At 63.4% G+C, this 13981-nt stretch carries 16 protein-coding genes; 13 read left to right on the top strand and 3 right to left on the bottom strand.

All coding sequences use genetic code 11. The annotated features are described in order from the left end of the window. Positions 1–29: 29 nt before the first annotated feature. Positions 30–1520, top strand: a complete 1491-nt coding sequence (locus tag ACR0NB_RS09925; RefSeq protein ID WP_480775538.1) for a class I adenylate-forming enzyme family protein — start codon at positions 30–32, stop codon at positions 1518–1520. Positions 1521–1616: 96 nt separating this feature from the next. Here the strand turns inward: ACR0NB_RS09925 and rpe are convergent, their stop codons facing one another. After that, a complete protein-coding gene (gene rpe / locus ACR0NB_RS09920; RefSeq protein WP_480775537.1) occupies positions 1617–2306 on the bottom strand; it encodes a ribulose-phosphate 3-epimerase in 690 nt (229 codons plus the stop codon). A 184-nt stretch (positions 2307–2490) separates the two neighbouring features. Between rpe and phnC the strand changes: the two genes are divergently transcribed. The 5 genes from phnC to ACR0NB_RS09895 all read left to right on the top strand — a co-directional run bounded on the left by phnC (position 2491) and on the right by ACR0NB_RS09895 (position 7237). Further along, positions 2491–3312: a phosphonate ABC transporter ATP-binding protein gene (gene phnC / locus ACR0NB_RS09915; RefSeq protein ID WP_480775536.1), complete on the top strand. Its 822-nt coding sequence runs from the start codon at positions 2491–2493 to the stop codon at positions 3310–3312. 68 nt (positions 3313–3380) lie between these two features. Further along, complete coding sequence (phnD, locus tag ACR0NB_RS09910; RefSeq protein WP_480775535.1) at positions 3381–4283, top strand: phosphonate ABC transporter substrate-binding protein; 903 nt, start codon at positions 3381–3383, stop codon at positions 4281–4283. Between the two features lie 66 nt (positions 4284–4349). Further along, positions 4350–5231, top strand: coding sequence for a phosphonate ABC transporter, permease protein PhnE (phnE, locus tag ACR0NB_RS09905; protein WP_170585225.1), 882 nt, complete (start codon positions 4350–4352; stop codon positions 5229–5231). Continuing rightward, the gene (phnE, locus tag ACR0NB_RS09900) at positions 5228–6595 is read left to right on the top strand and encodes a phosphonate ABC transporter, permease protein PhnE (RefSeq protein ID WP_480775534.1); all 1368 of its coding nucleotides are present in this window, start codon (positions 5228–5230) and stop codon (positions 6593–6595) included. The genes phnE (ACR0NB_RS09905) and phnE (ACR0NB_RS09900) overlap by 4 nt, the downstream gene beginning before the upstream one ends. 24 nt (positions 6596–6619) lie before the next feature. Further along, positions 6620–7237: an LbetaH domain-containing protein gene (locus ACR0NB_RS09895; protein WP_480775533.1), complete on the top strand. Its 618-nt coding sequence runs from the start codon at positions 6620–6622 to the stop codon at positions 7235–7237. A 6-nt stretch (positions 7238–7243) separates the two neighbouring features. On the opposite strand, the gene phnF is transcribed toward ACR0NB_RS09895, so the two are convergent. Next, positions 7244–7960 (bottom strand): phosphonate metabolism transcriptional regulator PhnF, encoded by a 717-nt coding sequence (phnF, locus tag ACR0NB_RS09890; protein WP_480775532.1) that lies wholly within the window; start codon positions 7958–7960, stop codon positions 7244–7246. Positions 7961–8062: 102 nt separating this feature from the next. Between phnF and phnG the strand changes: the two genes are divergently transcribed. The 7 genes from phnG (at position 8063) to phnN (ending at position 13313) form a co-directional block, all read left to right on the top strand. Continuing rightward, positions 8063–8524 (top strand): phosphonate C-P lyase system protein PhnG, encoded by a 462-nt coding sequence (phnG, locus tag ACR0NB_RS09885; RefSeq protein ID WP_480775531.1) that lies wholly within the window; start codon positions 8063–8065, stop codon positions 8522–8524. Continuing rightward, on the top strand, positions 8521–9096 hold the full coding sequence (gene phnH, locus ACR0NB_RS09880; RefSeq protein ID WP_480775530.1) for a phosphonate C-P lyase system protein PhnH: 576 nt from the start codon (positions 8521–8523) through the stop codon (positions 9094–9096). The genes phnG and phnH overlap by 4 nt, the downstream gene beginning before the upstream one ends. Positions 9097–9099: 3 nt before the next feature. After that, a complete protein-coding gene (locus ACR0NB_RS09875) occupies positions 9100–10191 on the top strand; it encodes a carbon-phosphorus lyase complex subunit (protein WP_480775529.1) in 1092 nt (363 codons plus the stop codon). 235 nt (positions 10192–10426) lie between these two features. Continuing rightward, on the top strand, positions 10427–11287 hold the full coding sequence (locus ACR0NB_RS09870; protein WP_480775528.1) for an alpha-D-ribose 1-methylphosphonate 5-phosphate C-P-lyase PhnJ: 861 nt from the start codon (positions 10427–10429) through the stop codon (positions 11285–11287). Continuing rightward, positions 11284–12054 carry a phosphonate C-P lyase system protein PhnK gene (gene phnK / locus ACR0NB_RS09865; protein WP_480775527.1) on the top strand — a complete coding sequence of 257 codons (771 nt, stop codon included), beginning with the start codon at positions 11284–11286 and terminating at the stop codon, positions 12052–12054. The genes ACR0NB_RS09870 and phnK overlap by 4 nt, the downstream gene beginning before the upstream one ends. A 24-nt stretch (positions 12055–12078) precedes the next feature. After that, positions 12079–12762 (top strand): phosphonate C-P lyase system protein PhnL, encoded by a 684-nt coding sequence (gene phnL, locus ACR0NB_RS09860; RefSeq protein WP_170434290.1) that lies wholly within the window; start codon positions 12079–12081, stop codon positions 12760–12762. Then, positions 12759–13313 (top strand): phosphonate metabolism protein/1,5-bisphosphokinase (PRPP-forming) PhnN, encoded by a 555-nt coding sequence (gene phnN / locus ACR0NB_RS09855; protein ID WP_480775526.1) that lies wholly within the window; start codon positions 12759–12761, stop codon positions 13311–13313. Before phnL ends, phnN begins: the two co-directional genes overlap by 4 nt. Here phnN and ACR0NB_RS09850 read toward each other — a convergent pair. Next, positions 13289–13972 (bottom strand): DUF1045 domain-containing protein, encoded by a 684-nt coding sequence (locus tag ACR0NB_RS09850; RefSeq protein ID WP_170434294.1) that lies wholly within the window; start codon positions 13970–13972, stop codon positions 13289–13291. The two genes, phnN and ACR0NB_RS09850, sit on opposite strands and share 25 nt — an antisense overlap. Positions 13973–13981: the final 9 nt, after the last annotated feature.

Here is a 13981-nt window from a genome sequence, read left to right as displayed (position 1 = left end):
GGTTCCGGCGCAGGGGAGGGCGAAGGGACATGAACAAATGGCACGACTATCCGGATGCCCAGATCCGGACCCGCCCGCGGGACCGCGCCTTTGCCGACGGGTTCGGCGCCGATTGGAGCTTTGCTGACCTCGACCGCGCAATTTCCGAGCTGTCAGACATCCTGCTGGCCTCGGGGGCGCGCCCGTGCGATCGGGTCATGCTGGTGCTCGAAAATTGCTGTGCGGCAGTGGCCGCGCTGTTTGCCTGTTCCCGGATCGGGGCCAGCGTGGTGCCGGTGAACGCCCGTCAGACCGCGGCCGAGTTGGCGCGCATCGTGGATCACGTCAACCCGGCGGTGATCCTGTTCACGTCGGAGGCGTCGCCGGAGGCGCGCGATCATGCGCGAAGGGCCGGGGCCCGGCCCGTTTCCGGTGCCTTCGGGCAGTTGCACCTGGCCGCGCCGTACCCGAGCGCGCCCGACCCCGATCTGGCGGATGTCGCGGCGATGCTGTTCACCACCGGCACGACCGGAACGCCCAAGGGCGTGATGCTGACCCACGAAAACCTGCGGTTCGGCGGGCTGACCTCGGCGAATTTCCGAGGGCTGACGCAGGATGACGTGGTCTATGGCGTGCTGCCGATTTCGCACATCTTCGGACTGGCCTCGATCGTCACCGGATCGGCGCTGGCCGGGGCTTTCGTCCAACTGGATTCCAGATTCGCGGCGGACCGCGCCTTTGCCGCGTTGAATGCGGGCGTCACGGTGTTTTCGGGTGTGCCGCAGATGCATGCGCTGCTGATGCAATATGCCAGGGAACAGGGTTTAGAGCGTCTGCCGTCGGACGCCCTGCGCTACACTTCGTCCGGGGCTGCCCCGCTGGATCCGGCGTGGAAACGCAAGGCCGAGGCGTTCTATGGCGTTGCGCTGCAGAACGGCTATGGCATGACCGAAAGCACGGCGGGGATCTGCGCCTCGCACAACCGGATTGGGGATCCGGATATCTCGGTCGGCCCGCCCTTGCCGGGGGTCGATCTGCGCATTGACGAAACCATACCCGGCGGCGGAGATGGCGTGGGCGAGATCCTGACGCGCGGCCCGCATGTGATGAAAGGGTACTATCGCAACGCCGAGGAAACGGGCCGGGTTCTGGCCCAGGGATGGTTGCGCACGGGCGACCTGGGCCGTCTCGACGCCCAGGGCAATCTGCACGTCGTCGGCCGCGCCAAGGAACTGATCATTCACGGCGGCTTCAACGTCTATCCGCCCGAGGTCGAGGCCGCGCTGAACGAACATCCGCAGGTGATCCAGTCTGCGGTGATCGGGCATCGGGTGGGCGGCGACGAAAAGGTGCTGGCCTTTGTTCAGGTGCCTGAAATCGGCGCTGTGTCCGAGGCAGAGTTGGCGGAGTTCGTGGCGGAACGTCTTGTGGGCTACAAACGGCCCGGCAGGATCGTGCTGGCCACGTCACTGCCAGCCGCGCCCACGGGCAAGATCCTAAAACACATGTTGCTAACGCATTTCGCGGATCAACTGGCCTAGGGGCAGGGCCGGCAAAACGCTCCCGCGCCCGCGCGATATCGGGCCCAACAGGAGGAGGCGTTTTGCCAAAACGTCGACGACGGACGGGAGCCGCCGTCAGGCCGCGTGGCTTTCGGCTGCGGCCCGAATGGCGCGGATGTTCTGGCCATAGACGTCCGGGTTCGCAACCGACCCGCCCTTGAAGACCGCGGAACCGGCAACAAGAACGTCGGCACCGGCCGCCGCGACCAGCGGGGCGGTCGAGGGATCGACACCGCCGTCGATTTCGATATGCACTGGGCGGTCTCCGATCATCTCGCGCAGGCGGCGGACCTTCGCGGTCATGTCGATGAATTTCTGCCCGCCAAAGCCGGGGTTCACCGTCATCACGCAGACCAGATCGGCCAGATCCAGCAGGTGTTCGACCGCTTCGGCCGGGGTGCCGGGGTTCAGCGCCACGCCTGCCTTCATGCCCGCCGCGCGGATCGCCTGCAACGTGCGGTGCGTGTGCGGACCAGCCTCGACATGGGCCGTCAGATAGTCCGCGCCGGCATCGGCATAGGCCTGGATGTAGGGGTCGACCGGCGTGATCATCAGGTGCACATCCATCACCGTCTTGACATGCGGGCGGAACGCTTTGACCGCCGGCGGGCCGAAGGTGAGGTTTGGCACGAAATGCCCGTCCATCACATCAACGTGAACCCAGTCGGCGCCTTGGGCCTCGATAGCTTGGATTTCCTGTCCGAAATTGGCGAAATCGGCGGACAGGATCGACGGTGCGATCTTGATCTTGCGGTCAAAGCTCATGGCGGCCTCATGTGACAGATCTGATGGTTCAGGTGTTGAGCCCGCGTATAGACGGGACGAGCGGTATTGCCCAGCCCTTGCATAGGCCATCGGCTTTCAGCCCGTTACAAAAGCTTCACCGGATCGACACATCACCTTTGAGCACCAGCTGTAGACGACCTCCATCACGAATTGGGGGTGGCACGTGCTGCGCATCGAAAAACTGACCAAGCGCTTCGGCGACAATACCGCCGTCGACACCGCAACGCTGGACGTCGACAAGCCATGCATGATCGGGGTCATCGGGCGGTCGGGCGCGGGCAAGTCCACCCTGCTGCGTATGATCAACCGCCTGACCGATGCCAGCGCCGGGCAGATCCTGTTTCACGGGCGCGACGTGACCGCGCTGAAAGGGCGCGAAAAACGTGCGTGGCAGGCCGATTGCGCGATGATCTTTCAGCAATTCAACCTTGTGCCCCGCATGGATGTGGTCTCGAATGTGTTGCACGGAACGCTGAACCGGCACTCGACGCTGGCGACCATGTTCAATCTGTTCCCGATGGAAGACATCCATCGCGCCATCGACATTCTTGACCGACTTGGCATCGCCGAACATGCCCCTAAACGGGCCGAGGCGTTGTCGGGCGGGCAGCAGCAGCGTGTCGCTATCGCGCGCGCCCTGATGCAGGATCCCAAGATCATCCTGGCCGATGAACCCATCGCCTCGCTGGATCCGATGAATGCGCAGGTCGTGATGCAGGCCCTGCGCCGCATCCACGAAGAGGACGGCCGTACCGTGATCGCCAATCTGCACACGTTGGACACCGCGCGCCGCTATTGCGACCGCGTGGTCGGCATGCGCGACGGGCGCATCGTGTTCGACGGCCTGCCCGAGCAGCTGACCACCGGCGTCGCCCGCGAGATCTACGGCGCTGATGCCAGCTTCTCCGAGGCCGCGACCTCGACCGAGATCGAAACGCTGGATGCCACCCGGAAGGCTCTGATGGAAGCCGAGGCCACGATCTGAGCCCCAAACACCTCATTTATCGCCCGGCCCGATGAATGGGGTGGGCCAATCAACCTGGAGAGAGACAGATGAAGAAACTAGTTGCCGCCCTGGTCGCGACCTCCGCCCTGAGCGCGCCTGCCATGGCCGAGGAGATCAGCGAATTCCGTATCGGCATCCTGGGCGGAGAAAACGCGCAGGACCGGCTGAACAACAACGAATGTCTGCGTGAGTACACCGAGGACGCGCTGGGTGTCGAAACCAAGCTGTTCGCCCCGGCTGACTACAACGGCGTGATCCAAGGCCTGCTGGGCGGTACGATCGACATGGCTTGGCTGGGCGCCTCCGCCTATGCCAAAACCTATCTCAGCGACCCCGAGGCGGTTGAGCCGGTTCTGGTCAAGGTGAACGTGGATGGCGGGTATGGCTACTACTCGGTCGGGTTCGCCCGCAAGGACAGCGGCATCACCTCGCTTGATGACATGAAAGGCAAGGTGTTTGGCTTTGGTGATCCGAACTCGACCTCGGGCTATTTGATCCCCTCGATCGAAATCCCTCAGGCAACGGGTTCAACGATGGAGTCGGGCGACTACTTCGGTGAAGTGAAGTTCACCGGTGGTCACGAGCAGACAATCGTCGCCGTGAACAACGGTGACGTTGATGGTGGCGTGACCTGGGCCGACGGACTGGGCAACTGGGAAGACGGCTACAATTCGGGCGCGCTGCGCCGCGCCGTGGATGCCGGACTGGTCGACATGAACGACATGGTCGAAATCTGGAAATCGAAGCCGATCCCCGAAGGTCCGGTAGTTCTGCGCAAGGCATTGCCGGCGGATGTCAAAGAGAAGATGACGGCTCTGATGGCCGGGCTGGCCGACAAAGACCGTGAGTGTTTTTATGGCGTGGCCGCAGGTGAAGCCAAAGCGTTCGAGCCGATCACCCACGAGGCCTACGAAATCATCATTGAAGCCCGCAAGCTGAAGTCGAACTAAGCCTGCGCAACTTCTGTTCGGGGTCCGGCCGCAAACCGGACCCCATTATCCCCATCGGAGCCTTTCATGACCGACCTGACCGCGGGATCCGCCGGCCTCGACCGGATCCGGGAGGATTACACCAGCATGACCCGTCGAAAACGGGTCTACGGTGGGATACTTCTGATCCTGTTCGTGGCACTTATGGTGGCCGGTTTCCGGACCGCCGACATGCGAAACGCCGGTAGTTTTGCCGATGGGTGGAACCGCATTTTCGATTACCCTGCCGAGGTTCTGACTGAGGCCTGGGAGAAGATCGGGGAATTGCCCGCGAATTTGGTCGAGTTCTTCCCCGCGCTGATCGAAACACTGAATATCGCCGCCGCGGCCACGCTGGTGGGCACTCTGGGCGGCACCTTTCTGGCGCTGATGTCTACCCGCGGCATGGCGCTGTGGCCGTCATTGATCCCCGTTTTTCGGCGTATATCTGATATTTGCCGGGCCGTTCCGGAAATTGTCATCGCTCTGGTTCTGATCTTTGTTCTTGGCGGCGGGCCTGTACCTGCAATGATTGCCATCGCCATTCACACTGCCGGTGCTCTGGGCAAGTTGTTTTCCGAAGTGAATGAAAACGCCTCTCTGAAACCGGTGGAGGGGCTGCAGTCGGTTGGCGCCAACTGGTCGCAGCGGATGTATTTGGGCGTGATCCCGCAGGTCGGGCCAAACTATGTCAGCTACGCGCTGCTGCGGTTCGAGATCAACATCCGCGCCTCGGCCATTCTTGGTTTCGTGGGTGCAGGCGGCTTGGGGTACGAACTGCGCAACGCCATGTCCTGGGGGCAGGGGCGTTACGACGAGGCGGCGGCCATCTTTCTGCTTCTGTTCGTCACCATCGTGGCCGTGGATCAGCTGTCCGGCGTTTTGCGTGACCGCCTGACACACGGTTCCGCCAAAGGAGCCGCAGCATGAGCACCTTTGCCACTGATCTGCCGATCAACGACTTGAAAGCCAGAACCGACCAAATCTTTCGGCGTAAACGGGCGCTGAGTTTCGGGTTGCCGGGGCTGGTCATTCTATACCTGGTCTATGTTTTCTTTGCCTTTGACGTGCCCGGCTTGGCCGAGCGGGCGAACTGGGAAAACGGCAAGACGCTTGTATCCGACAGCTACAGCTACAAGACTCACGTGACGCGGGACAATCGAAACGGACAGGTGTCCGTTGCGATCGAAGGAGAGCGCAAGGGCGCTTACCCGGATGGCACTGCGCCGGAATGGGTCGTTTTGGGCGAAACCACCGTGATTGACCTGCAAGACGGCCACATCGTTCGCTTTGGACCTGAAACCGTGGAATATGACATCCCGGGTTACGGAACAGTGCGCGCAACGCCCAGCCGGTCGGCCGGAGTGCAGGCCGAACTGCCGACTGCCGAGGTGCCGAACTGGATCAACATGTCAAAGAACCGCCTGGCGATCACCACGCCGGCGGGCCGGCTGACCGTGACACGCAACCGGGCCGAGGTGTTCCGGTATTTCAACGGGTGGGAGCTGTTCTGGTTCACACTGGACAGCCCCTATCACGGTCAGTCTTTCAGCCAGTTGGTGGGGCGTGCCGCTTCGGGCGAGGCCGCGGAAATCTTTGACGATTTCTGGACCAACAAGATGTGGCGCCATCAGGATGTTGCGTGGGCGATCTTTGAAACGCTTCTGATGGCTTTTCTAGGTACTCTGGGGGCGGGGATGATCGCTTTGCCCCTCGCATTTCTGGCGACACGAAATTTCAATCCGTTTAGAACGGTCCGATTTGCCACTCGTCGTATCTTTGACTTCGTGCGCGGTGTTGATGCGTTGATCTGGACGGTGGTTCTGGCACGCGCCTTCGGGCCAGGGCCGCTAACAGGGGCGCTGGCCATCCTGGTCACCGATACCGGCACCTTCGGCAAGATCTTCTCCGAGGCGCTGGAAAATGTTGATCAGAAGCAGATCGAAGGCGTGCAGTCCACCGGGGCCAATGCGCCGCAGAAATATCGTTTTGGGGTGATCCCGCAGATCACTCCGGTTCTGCTCAGTCAGCTCCTCTACTTCCTGGAATCCAACACCCGCAGCGCGACCGTGATCGGGGCGATTACCGGGGGCGGGATCGGTCTGTTGCTGACACAGGCGATCATCACCCAGAAAGACTGGGAGGAGGTCGCCTATTACATCGTGCTGATCATTCTGATGGTCATGCTGATGGACTGGTTCTCGGGCTGGCTGCGCAGGCGGTTGATCCAGGGCGGGCCGCCCAAGGCGCGCAAACCGCGCGACCCGCAGGCCAAGCCGCTGATGTTGCCTTGAACCGCATACGAGGACTTGCAGACCATGGCGCGCTTGCAGTCGGATCAGCCCTTCATCCACCCGGATTGCCAGATAATCGGCAGCAGCTTCGGCGCCTTTGTCGAAATCGGTGCCGGAACGCGGGTGACGAATTCGGTGTTTGGGGACTACTCCTATTGCGACCGGACCTGCGACATTGCCAATGCCCGGATCGGAAAATTCGCCAATATCGCCAGTTTCACCCGGATCGGCGCCACCGATCATCCGATCGAGAAAGCGTCGCTGCATCACTTCCACTACCGCTCGGCCGACTATTGGGACGATGCCGATGACGACGCGGACTGGTTCACCCTGCGCGCAGGGCGGCTGGCGCATGTCGGGCATGACACCTGGATCGGCCACGCGGCCATCATCAAGCCCGAGGTGACGGTCGGGCACGGGGCAATCGTCGCCTCCGGGGCGATCGTGACCAAGGACGTGCCGCCTTATACCATCGTCGGGGGTGTCACCGCCCAACCCATCCGCCGCCGGTTCCCCGAGCACGTCGCCGAGCGGATGATGGCTCTGGCCTGGTGGGATTGGGACAATGCCCGCCTGCGCGCGGCGCTGCCGGATTTCCGCGCGCTGCCCGCCGAGGCTTTTCTGGAGAAATACGAGGATTGACCGGCATCACCCGTGATCGTCATCCAGCGTCAGAGTGACCCGCTCACCGGCAAAGACGGTCTTGCCGTATTCAATCGGATGCCCCTGCGGATCGGCATTGATGCCGACCGAATGCAGAACCGGAGCGCCCTCGATCAGTTGCAGGTGCCGGGCCTGAACCGCATCGGCCGCGCGGGCGGTCAGGCGGGTCGAGATCCGGGTATAGTCCGCCACGCCGCAGTGCCGCAGCGCCCGCGTGACCGAGCCGTTCTGGGCCAGCGCTTCGGGCAGGTCGGGCAGGCGCGCGGCGGGAAAGACGCTTTGGAACACCGCGATCGGTTGGCCATCGGCCAGCGACAACCCGTCATAGACATGCACCGGGTCGCCGGGGGCCAGGGCCAGCGCCTCGGCCTCGGTCTTGTCGGCGGCGCGGGTGATCAGCGACAGCACCTGCTTGCCTGGGATCTTGCCGCTGGCCGAGATGTTCTGGTGGTACCGGACCCTTTTGCCGATCGGGTAATCGGTCGCTGCTGCCGAAACGAACACGCCGGCCCCGCGGCGCGGATGCACCAGCCCCTGCCGGGCCAGTTCGGCCAGGGCCCGGCGCACCGTGTGGCGGTTCACGCCGTGGGTTGCGGCCAGCTGCGCCTCGGTCGGCAGGCGGTCGCCGGTTGCAAAGCGCCCCTCGGCAATGTCGGCGGTCAGCGCCAGCGCGATGGTCTTCCAGATCGGTGTTTGGCCCATGTCATCAAAACTTCACAGCATATTCGTTGCGAGTCACACTTTGCCCCGCTATGATTTGTCTAGTTGTATAGTAGTTGTAGACAACTTGGCCAAGAGGCTTTGATGGCGGAACAGACAAAAATTGCGACAGGTGATCGACGGGCCTGGCTGGGCCTTCTGGCACGTGCGCCGGCCGAGGCGCTGGCGGCCTTGTGGACCGGCTATGGCGCGCGCCCCGAATTCCAGTGGCTGCGCACGCCCGAGATCGGCGGCGTCATGGTGCGGGGGCGGGCAGGCGGCACGGGCGCGCCGTTCAACCTGGGCGAGATGACGGTCACGCGCTGCGCTCTGGTCTTGGCTGACGGAACCGAGGGCCACGGATATGTACAAGGGCGCGACAAGACCCATGCCGAAACCGCCGCTCTGATCGACGCGCTGATGCAGACCGGGGACGCGGACGCCGTGCGGGCGAAAATCCTGGAGCCGCTTACCCGCCAGGTGCAGGCGGCCAGAACGGCCCGGGCCGCCAAGGCCGCGGCCACCAAGGTCGAGTTCTTCACGATGGTTCGGGGAGAGGATCAATGACCCCACAGACCCGTTTTTCAGGCGGTTTCACCGACGCACCGGTTCAGGCGGCCCACGCCTTTCGTGCGGCCATGACCGTGATGGCGCGGCCGGGCGAGATGCGGCAGCTGGTCGGCGCGACCCCGCCCGACGGCTTGTCGGTCGCCGCAGGAACGCTGCTGCTGACGCTGTGCGACCCGGACACGGGCGTTTATCTGGCGGGCGCGGCCGACAACCCGGCCATTCGCCAGTGGCTGATTTTCCACACCGGTGCGCCCCTCGTGCCCGCCGCGCAGGCGGATTTCGCCGTCGGCCGTTGGCAGGATCTTGTGCCGCTGGACCAATACCGGATCGGCACGCCGGAATATCCGGACCGATCCGCCACCCTGATCGTGGAGTGCGATGCGCTGGACCTTTCCGGTGCCGTATTGCGAGGGCCGGGCATACGCGACACTGCGCGCCTGGCCGTGCCCGATGTCGCGGCGGTTCAGGCCAATTCGGACCTGTACCCCTTGGGGTGCGATTTCTTCTTCACCTGCGGGGATATGGTTGCGGCCCTGCCGCGCAGCACCCGCATCCAGCCCGAGGGTTAGGCCATGTACGTAGCCGTCAAAGGGGGCGAAAAGGCGATTGAAAACGCCCATGCCTGGCTGGCAGAGGAACGCCGGGGCGATCCCGGCGTGGCCGAATTGTCCTTGGCCCAGATCCGTGAACAGCTCAGCCTTGCGGTGAACCGCGTGATGGCCGAGGGCTCTCTGTACGATCCCGATCTGGCCGCGCTGGCGATCAAACAGGCGCGGGGTGATCTGATCGAGGGGATCTTTCTGATCCGCGCCTACCGCACCACCCTGCCGCGGTTTGGTTATTCGACCCCGGTCGATACCGGCGGCATGGCCTGCGACCGCCGGATCTCGGCCACGTTCAAGGATGCGCCGGGCGGGCAGGTTCTGGGCCCGACCTTCGACTACACGCACCGTCTGCTGGATTTCAAACTGGCCGCCGATGGCGCGGAGCCTGAGGCCCCCACCGCCGCGCCGCGTCACGAGCCGACCCCGCACATCACCGAATTCCTCAAGGACGAAGGTCTGATCCAGGACGAACCCGCCAGCGATGAGCCGCCCGGCGACCTGACGCGCGAACCGATGGAGTTCCCGGCGGACCGCCCCCTGCGCCTGCAAGCGCTGACGCGCGGGGACGAGGGGTTCGTGCTGGGCATGGCCTATTCGACCCAGCGCGGCTATGCCCGCAACCACGCTTTCGTGGGCGAGCTGCGCATCGGCACCGTCGCGGTCGAGATGGATATCCCCGAACTGGGCTTCGCGATCGAGATCGGAGAGATCGCCCTGACCGAATGCGAAACGGTGAACCAGTTCAAGGGATCAAAGACCGAGCCGCCGCAATTTACGCGCGGCTATGGGCTGGTCTTCGGCCAGTCCGAGCGCAAAGCCATTGCCATGGCGCTGGTGGACCGCGCCTTGCGCTGGGAGGAATTGGGCGAAGACGATCTGGGCGCTCCGGCACAGGATCAGGAATTCGTCCTCAGCCATGCTGACAACATTCAGGCGACCGGCTTTTTGGAGCATATCAAACTGCCGCATTACGTCGATTTCCAGTCCGAATTGGAACTGGTGCGCAAATTGCGCCGCGAAGCCGAAGAACGCCTGGAACCGCGCGAGGCCGCCGAATGACTTCAGTGCCCTTCCTGCATCCTGTCCGCCGGCCGAGATGCCCTGCCAGCCGCAGCCCGGCGTGGCGCGTCCGCGCTGATCGCAGACCATTCGCCTCGCGCGTCCCGCCGCATGGCCCGGCGCCGTCGCTGGGAATGTATCCTGCGCCAGAGAAAGTAGAGCATGACGACCGCGAAGGCCGAGGTAACCAGAAAACCGTCCACAACAACACCAAAAAACGAAAGTGATACATCAAATGAATGAGTATAACTTCGCATATTTGGACGAACAAACCAAGCGGATGATCCGCCGGGCCATTCTCAAGGGCTTGGCCGTTCCGGGTTATCAGGTGCCGTTTGCCAGCCGTGAGATGCCCATGCCTTATGGTTGGGGCACGGGCGGGGTTCAGGTCTCGGCCGCGACGCTGACACCGGACGATGTGTTCAAGGTGATCGATCAGGGAGCAGATGACACGACCAATGCTGTGTCGATCCGCAAGTTCTTTGAGAAGACGGCGGGCGTGGCCACGACCGAAGAGACCGGGAAGGCGACCATCATCCAGACCCGCCACCGCATCCCCGAGGCCCGGCTGCGCGACGATCAGATCCTGGTCTATCAGGTCCCGATCCCCGAACCGCTGCGGTTTCTGGAACCGCGCGAGACGGAGACGCGCAAGATGCACAGCCTGCAGGAATACGGGTTGATGCATGTGAAGCTCTACGAAGACATCAGCCAGCACGGCGCGATTTCCACGGCCTATGCCTATCCGGTCCGGGTGGCCGACCGCTATGTGATGGACCCGTCTCCGATCCCGAAATTCGACAATCCGAAACTGGAAATGGACGCGATCCAGCTGTTCGGGGCCGGGCGCGAGCAGCGGATCTATGCGGTGCCGCCGCATACGCGGGTGGTCAGCCTCGATTTCGAGGACTACCCGTTCGAGGCCAGCAAGGCCGATCATGCCTGCGATCTGTGCGGGGCCGAAGACAGTTACCTGGACGAGGTGATCACGGACGATGCAGGCAACCGGATGTTCGTATGTTCGGACACCGATTACTGCCGGTCCCGCCGCGAGGCCGGACACCAAGGCCGTTTGGCGCAGGAGGATGCGGCATGACCCCGCTGTTGCAGGTCAAAGGCATCGAGAAGCGCTATGGCGCGCGGATCGGCTGCCGGGATGTCAGTTTCGACCTCTACCCCGGCGAGGTGATGGGGATCGTCGGCGAAAGCGGGTCGGGCAAGTCGACCCTGCTGAACTGTCTGGCCGGGCATTTGAAACCGGATGCCGGGCAGGTGATCTTTGATACCCGCGCCGACGGGCCGGTGGACACGGTCACGATGTCGGAACCGGCCCGCCGGATGCTCGGGCGCACCGACTGGGCCTTTGTGCATCAGCATGCCCGCGACGGGCTGCGCATGTCGGTCAGCGCCGGCGGCAATATCGGCGAGCGGCTGATGGCCGTGGGGAGCCGGCACTATGGCCAGATCCGCGGGCAGGCTCTGGATTGGCTGGGCCGGGTCGAGATTGCAGAAAGCCGCGTGGACGACCGCCCCAGCGCGTTTTCGGGCGGCATGCAGCAACGGTTGCAGATCGCGCGCAACCTGGTGACCGGTCCGCGGTTGGTTTTCATGGATGAACCGACCGGCGGGCTGGACGTCTCGGTACAGGCCCGACTGCTGGACCTGCTGCGCGGCCTCGTGCGCGAGATGGGGCTGAGCGCCATCATCGTCACCCATGATCTGGCCGTGGTGCGGTTGCTGGCGGACCGGTTGATGGTGATGAAGGATGGCGATGCGGTCGAGGCGGGGCTGACCGATCAGGTGCTGGACGACCCGCAGCATGCCTATACGCAACTGCTTGTGTCCAGCGTGCTGCAGGTCTGACACCGTGCGAAAGGAACAACCGCGATGATTGAACTGATCGACGTGAGCAAGAGCTTTACCCTGCACAATCAGGGCGGCGCCGTGATCCCGGTGATGGCGGGCGCGTCGCTGCAGGTCGGGGCCGGAGAATGCGTGGCCCTGACCGGGGCTAGCGGGGCCGGGAAGTCCACACTGATGCGGGTGATCTACGGCAATTACCTGGCGGCCTCGGGTCAGGTGCGGGTGGGTGGCCTGGACGTCGCCCGGGCCCAACCGCGCGAGATCCTGCAGCTGCGCCGCGAAACCCTGGGCTATGTCAGTCAGTTTCTGCGTGTCGTGCCGCGTGTGCCGACGCTGGAGGTCGTGGCTGAACCGCTTCTGGTTCAGGGGTGCGAGCGGCAGACCGCACTGGACAAGGCAGCGGGCCTCCTTCAGCGCTTGAATATTCCGGAAGCGCTCTGGCGCCTCAGCCCCACGACGTTTTCGGGCGGTGAACAGCAACGAGTGAATATCGCGCGTGGATTTGCGCATGACTATCCGGCTCTGTTGCTGGATGAACCCACGGCCAGCCTTGACGCACGAAACCGCGAAACCGTGCTGTCCCTGATCCAAGAGGCAAAGGCCCGCGGCGCGGCGATCATTGGGATATTCCACGACCAAGAGGCCCGTGACCGGGTCTGCAGCCGCGTGGTCGACGTCACGCAGTTTGCGCCGGGGGCGGCGGCATGAAGATGGCCCCGGTCATTGCAGTTGTCGGGCCTTCGGGTGTTGGAAAAGACAGCGTGATCCAAGCACTGCTGGCGCGCGCGTCGAACTTCGAAAGGGTGCGTAGAGTCATCACCCGTCCCCATGGCGAAGGCGGTGAGGATTTTGACCGCGTGTCCGACCGGGCGTTTCAAACAATGGTCCAAAAGGGCAGCTTTGTTCTGTGCTGGGCCGCGCACGGGCTGCACTACGGCATACCCGTTGCGATCACGGACCAACGCCGAAGGGCCGATGCAGTTCTGGTCAACCTCTCAAGGGCTGTGTTGCCCGAGGCGCAGAAGGAATTTCGAGAGCTGATCGTGATATCCCTGACGGCCGAACCAAAGGTTCTGGCACAACGTCTGGCAGTGCGCGGCCGGGAAAGCGCGGCTGATCAAGCCCGGCGTTTGGGGCGCGCCACTGCAGCCCTACCCGAATGCCTGAACCACGTGATCGAGGTCGACAATTCCGGGTCACTGGATGCAACCGTTGAAACCATCTTGTCCGGCCTTCAACCCGAAAGGGCGTACCGTTGAAGCATATGGAACCGCCCGTCTTCAGCCTCGCCCACAAGGGCCAGGTCCCCTATGTCAAAAGGGGCTGGCAGCAATGGGACAAGCCGTTGGTTCAGCACGGTTTGCACGTTTGCCAGCATCGGTTTGCTCAGGCGACCGGACAGGGTGATGTGAAAACGGAAAGCCTCCAGAACGTATGGGTAGCCCCAATTCGTCAGATTTGCGTCCTGCTCCATGGTCAACCCGGCCGCTCGGCGCCGGTTCATCTCGGTTTCCGAGGCCGGGGCACGAAAAGGGTCCAGGTCGCGGACGCAAGCCGCCGCAAGCGCGTTCAGGTCTCGTGTGTCGCCCACGGGCCGCAAAGCAAGAAACCGACCAAGGCGTGCAACTTCGAGCCCGTCCAGCGAAACGGGGGCGAATTTACCGGCCAGACGAGCGCAGGTATCCTGCAAAGCAGACAGCGACTGATCTTCACGCAAGCGAAACGGCGGCTTCATCGTGGCATGAAGCCCGTATTTGCGCGGCACTTGTGTTACCGAGGCGACGTCCAACCCGTCGATGGCCGGATGGTCGACGGTCCGTCCCGCATCGATGTCCCACCCCAGCCACGCGGTTGCAAACCTGCTCCAGTCGGATTGGGCTGGGGGAACGAAATAGATCGCGTATCGCGCAAAATTCACAATGGCCTC

It is taken from the genome of Ruegeria sp. CG3 (assembly GCF_056537205.1).
The sequence above is the reverse complement of the archived record's forward strand: the minus strand, read 5'-3'. Positions and strand labels throughout refer to the sequence as shown.

Coding starts and splice junctions, on each gene's coding strand:
- phnE (WP_170585225.1), top strand. CDS start 4,350: ATGACCGACCTGACCGCGGGATCCGCCGGCCTCGACCGGATCCGGGAG.
- ACR0NB_RS09925 (WP_480775538.1), top strand. CDS start 30: ATGAACAAATGGCACGACTATCCGGATGCCCAGATCCGGACCCGCCCG.
- phnD (WP_480775535.1), top strand. CDS start 3,381: ATGAAGAAACTAGTTGCCGCCCTGGTCGCGACCTCCGCCCTGAGCGCG.
- phnN (WP_480775526.1), top strand. CDS start 12,759: ATGAAGATGGCCCCGGTCATTGCAGTTGTCGGGCCTTCGGGTGTTGGA.
- rpe (WP_480775537.1), bottom strand. CDS start 2,306: ATGAGCTTTGACCGCAAGATCAAGATCGCACCGTCGATCCTGTCCGCC.
- phnH (WP_480775530.1), top strand. CDS start 8,521: ATGACCCCACAGACCCGTTTTTCAGGCGGTTTCACCGACGCACCGGTT.
- phnG (WP_480775531.1), top strand. CDS start 8,063: ATGGCGGAACAGACAAAAATTGCGACAGGTGATCGACGGGCCTGGCTG.
- ACR0NB_RS09875 (WP_480775529.1), top strand. CDS start 9,100: ATGTACGTAGCCGTCAAAGGGGGCGAAAAGGCGATTGAAAACGCCCAT.
- phnE (WP_480775534.1), top strand. CDS start 5,228: ATGAGCACCTTTGCCACTGATCTGCCGATCAACGACTTGAAAGCCAGA.
- ACR0NB_RS09895 (WP_480775533.1), top strand. CDS start 6,620: ATGGCGCGCTTGCAGTCGGATCAGCCCTTCATCCACCCGGATTGCCAG.
- phnL (WP_170434290.1), top strand. CDS start 12,079: ATGATTGAACTGATCGACGTGAGCAAGAGCTTTACCCTGCACAATCAG.
- phnF (WP_480775532.1), bottom strand. CDS start 7,960: ATGGGCCAAACACCGATCTGGAAGACCATCGCGCTGGCGCTGACCGCC.
- ACR0NB_RS09870 (WP_480775528.1), top strand. CDS start 10,427: ATGAATGAGTATAACTTCGCATATTTGGACGAACAAACCAAGCGGATG.
- phnK (WP_480775527.1), top strand. CDS start 11,284: ATGACCCCGCTGTTGCAGGTCAAAGGCATCGAGAAGCGCTATGGCGCG.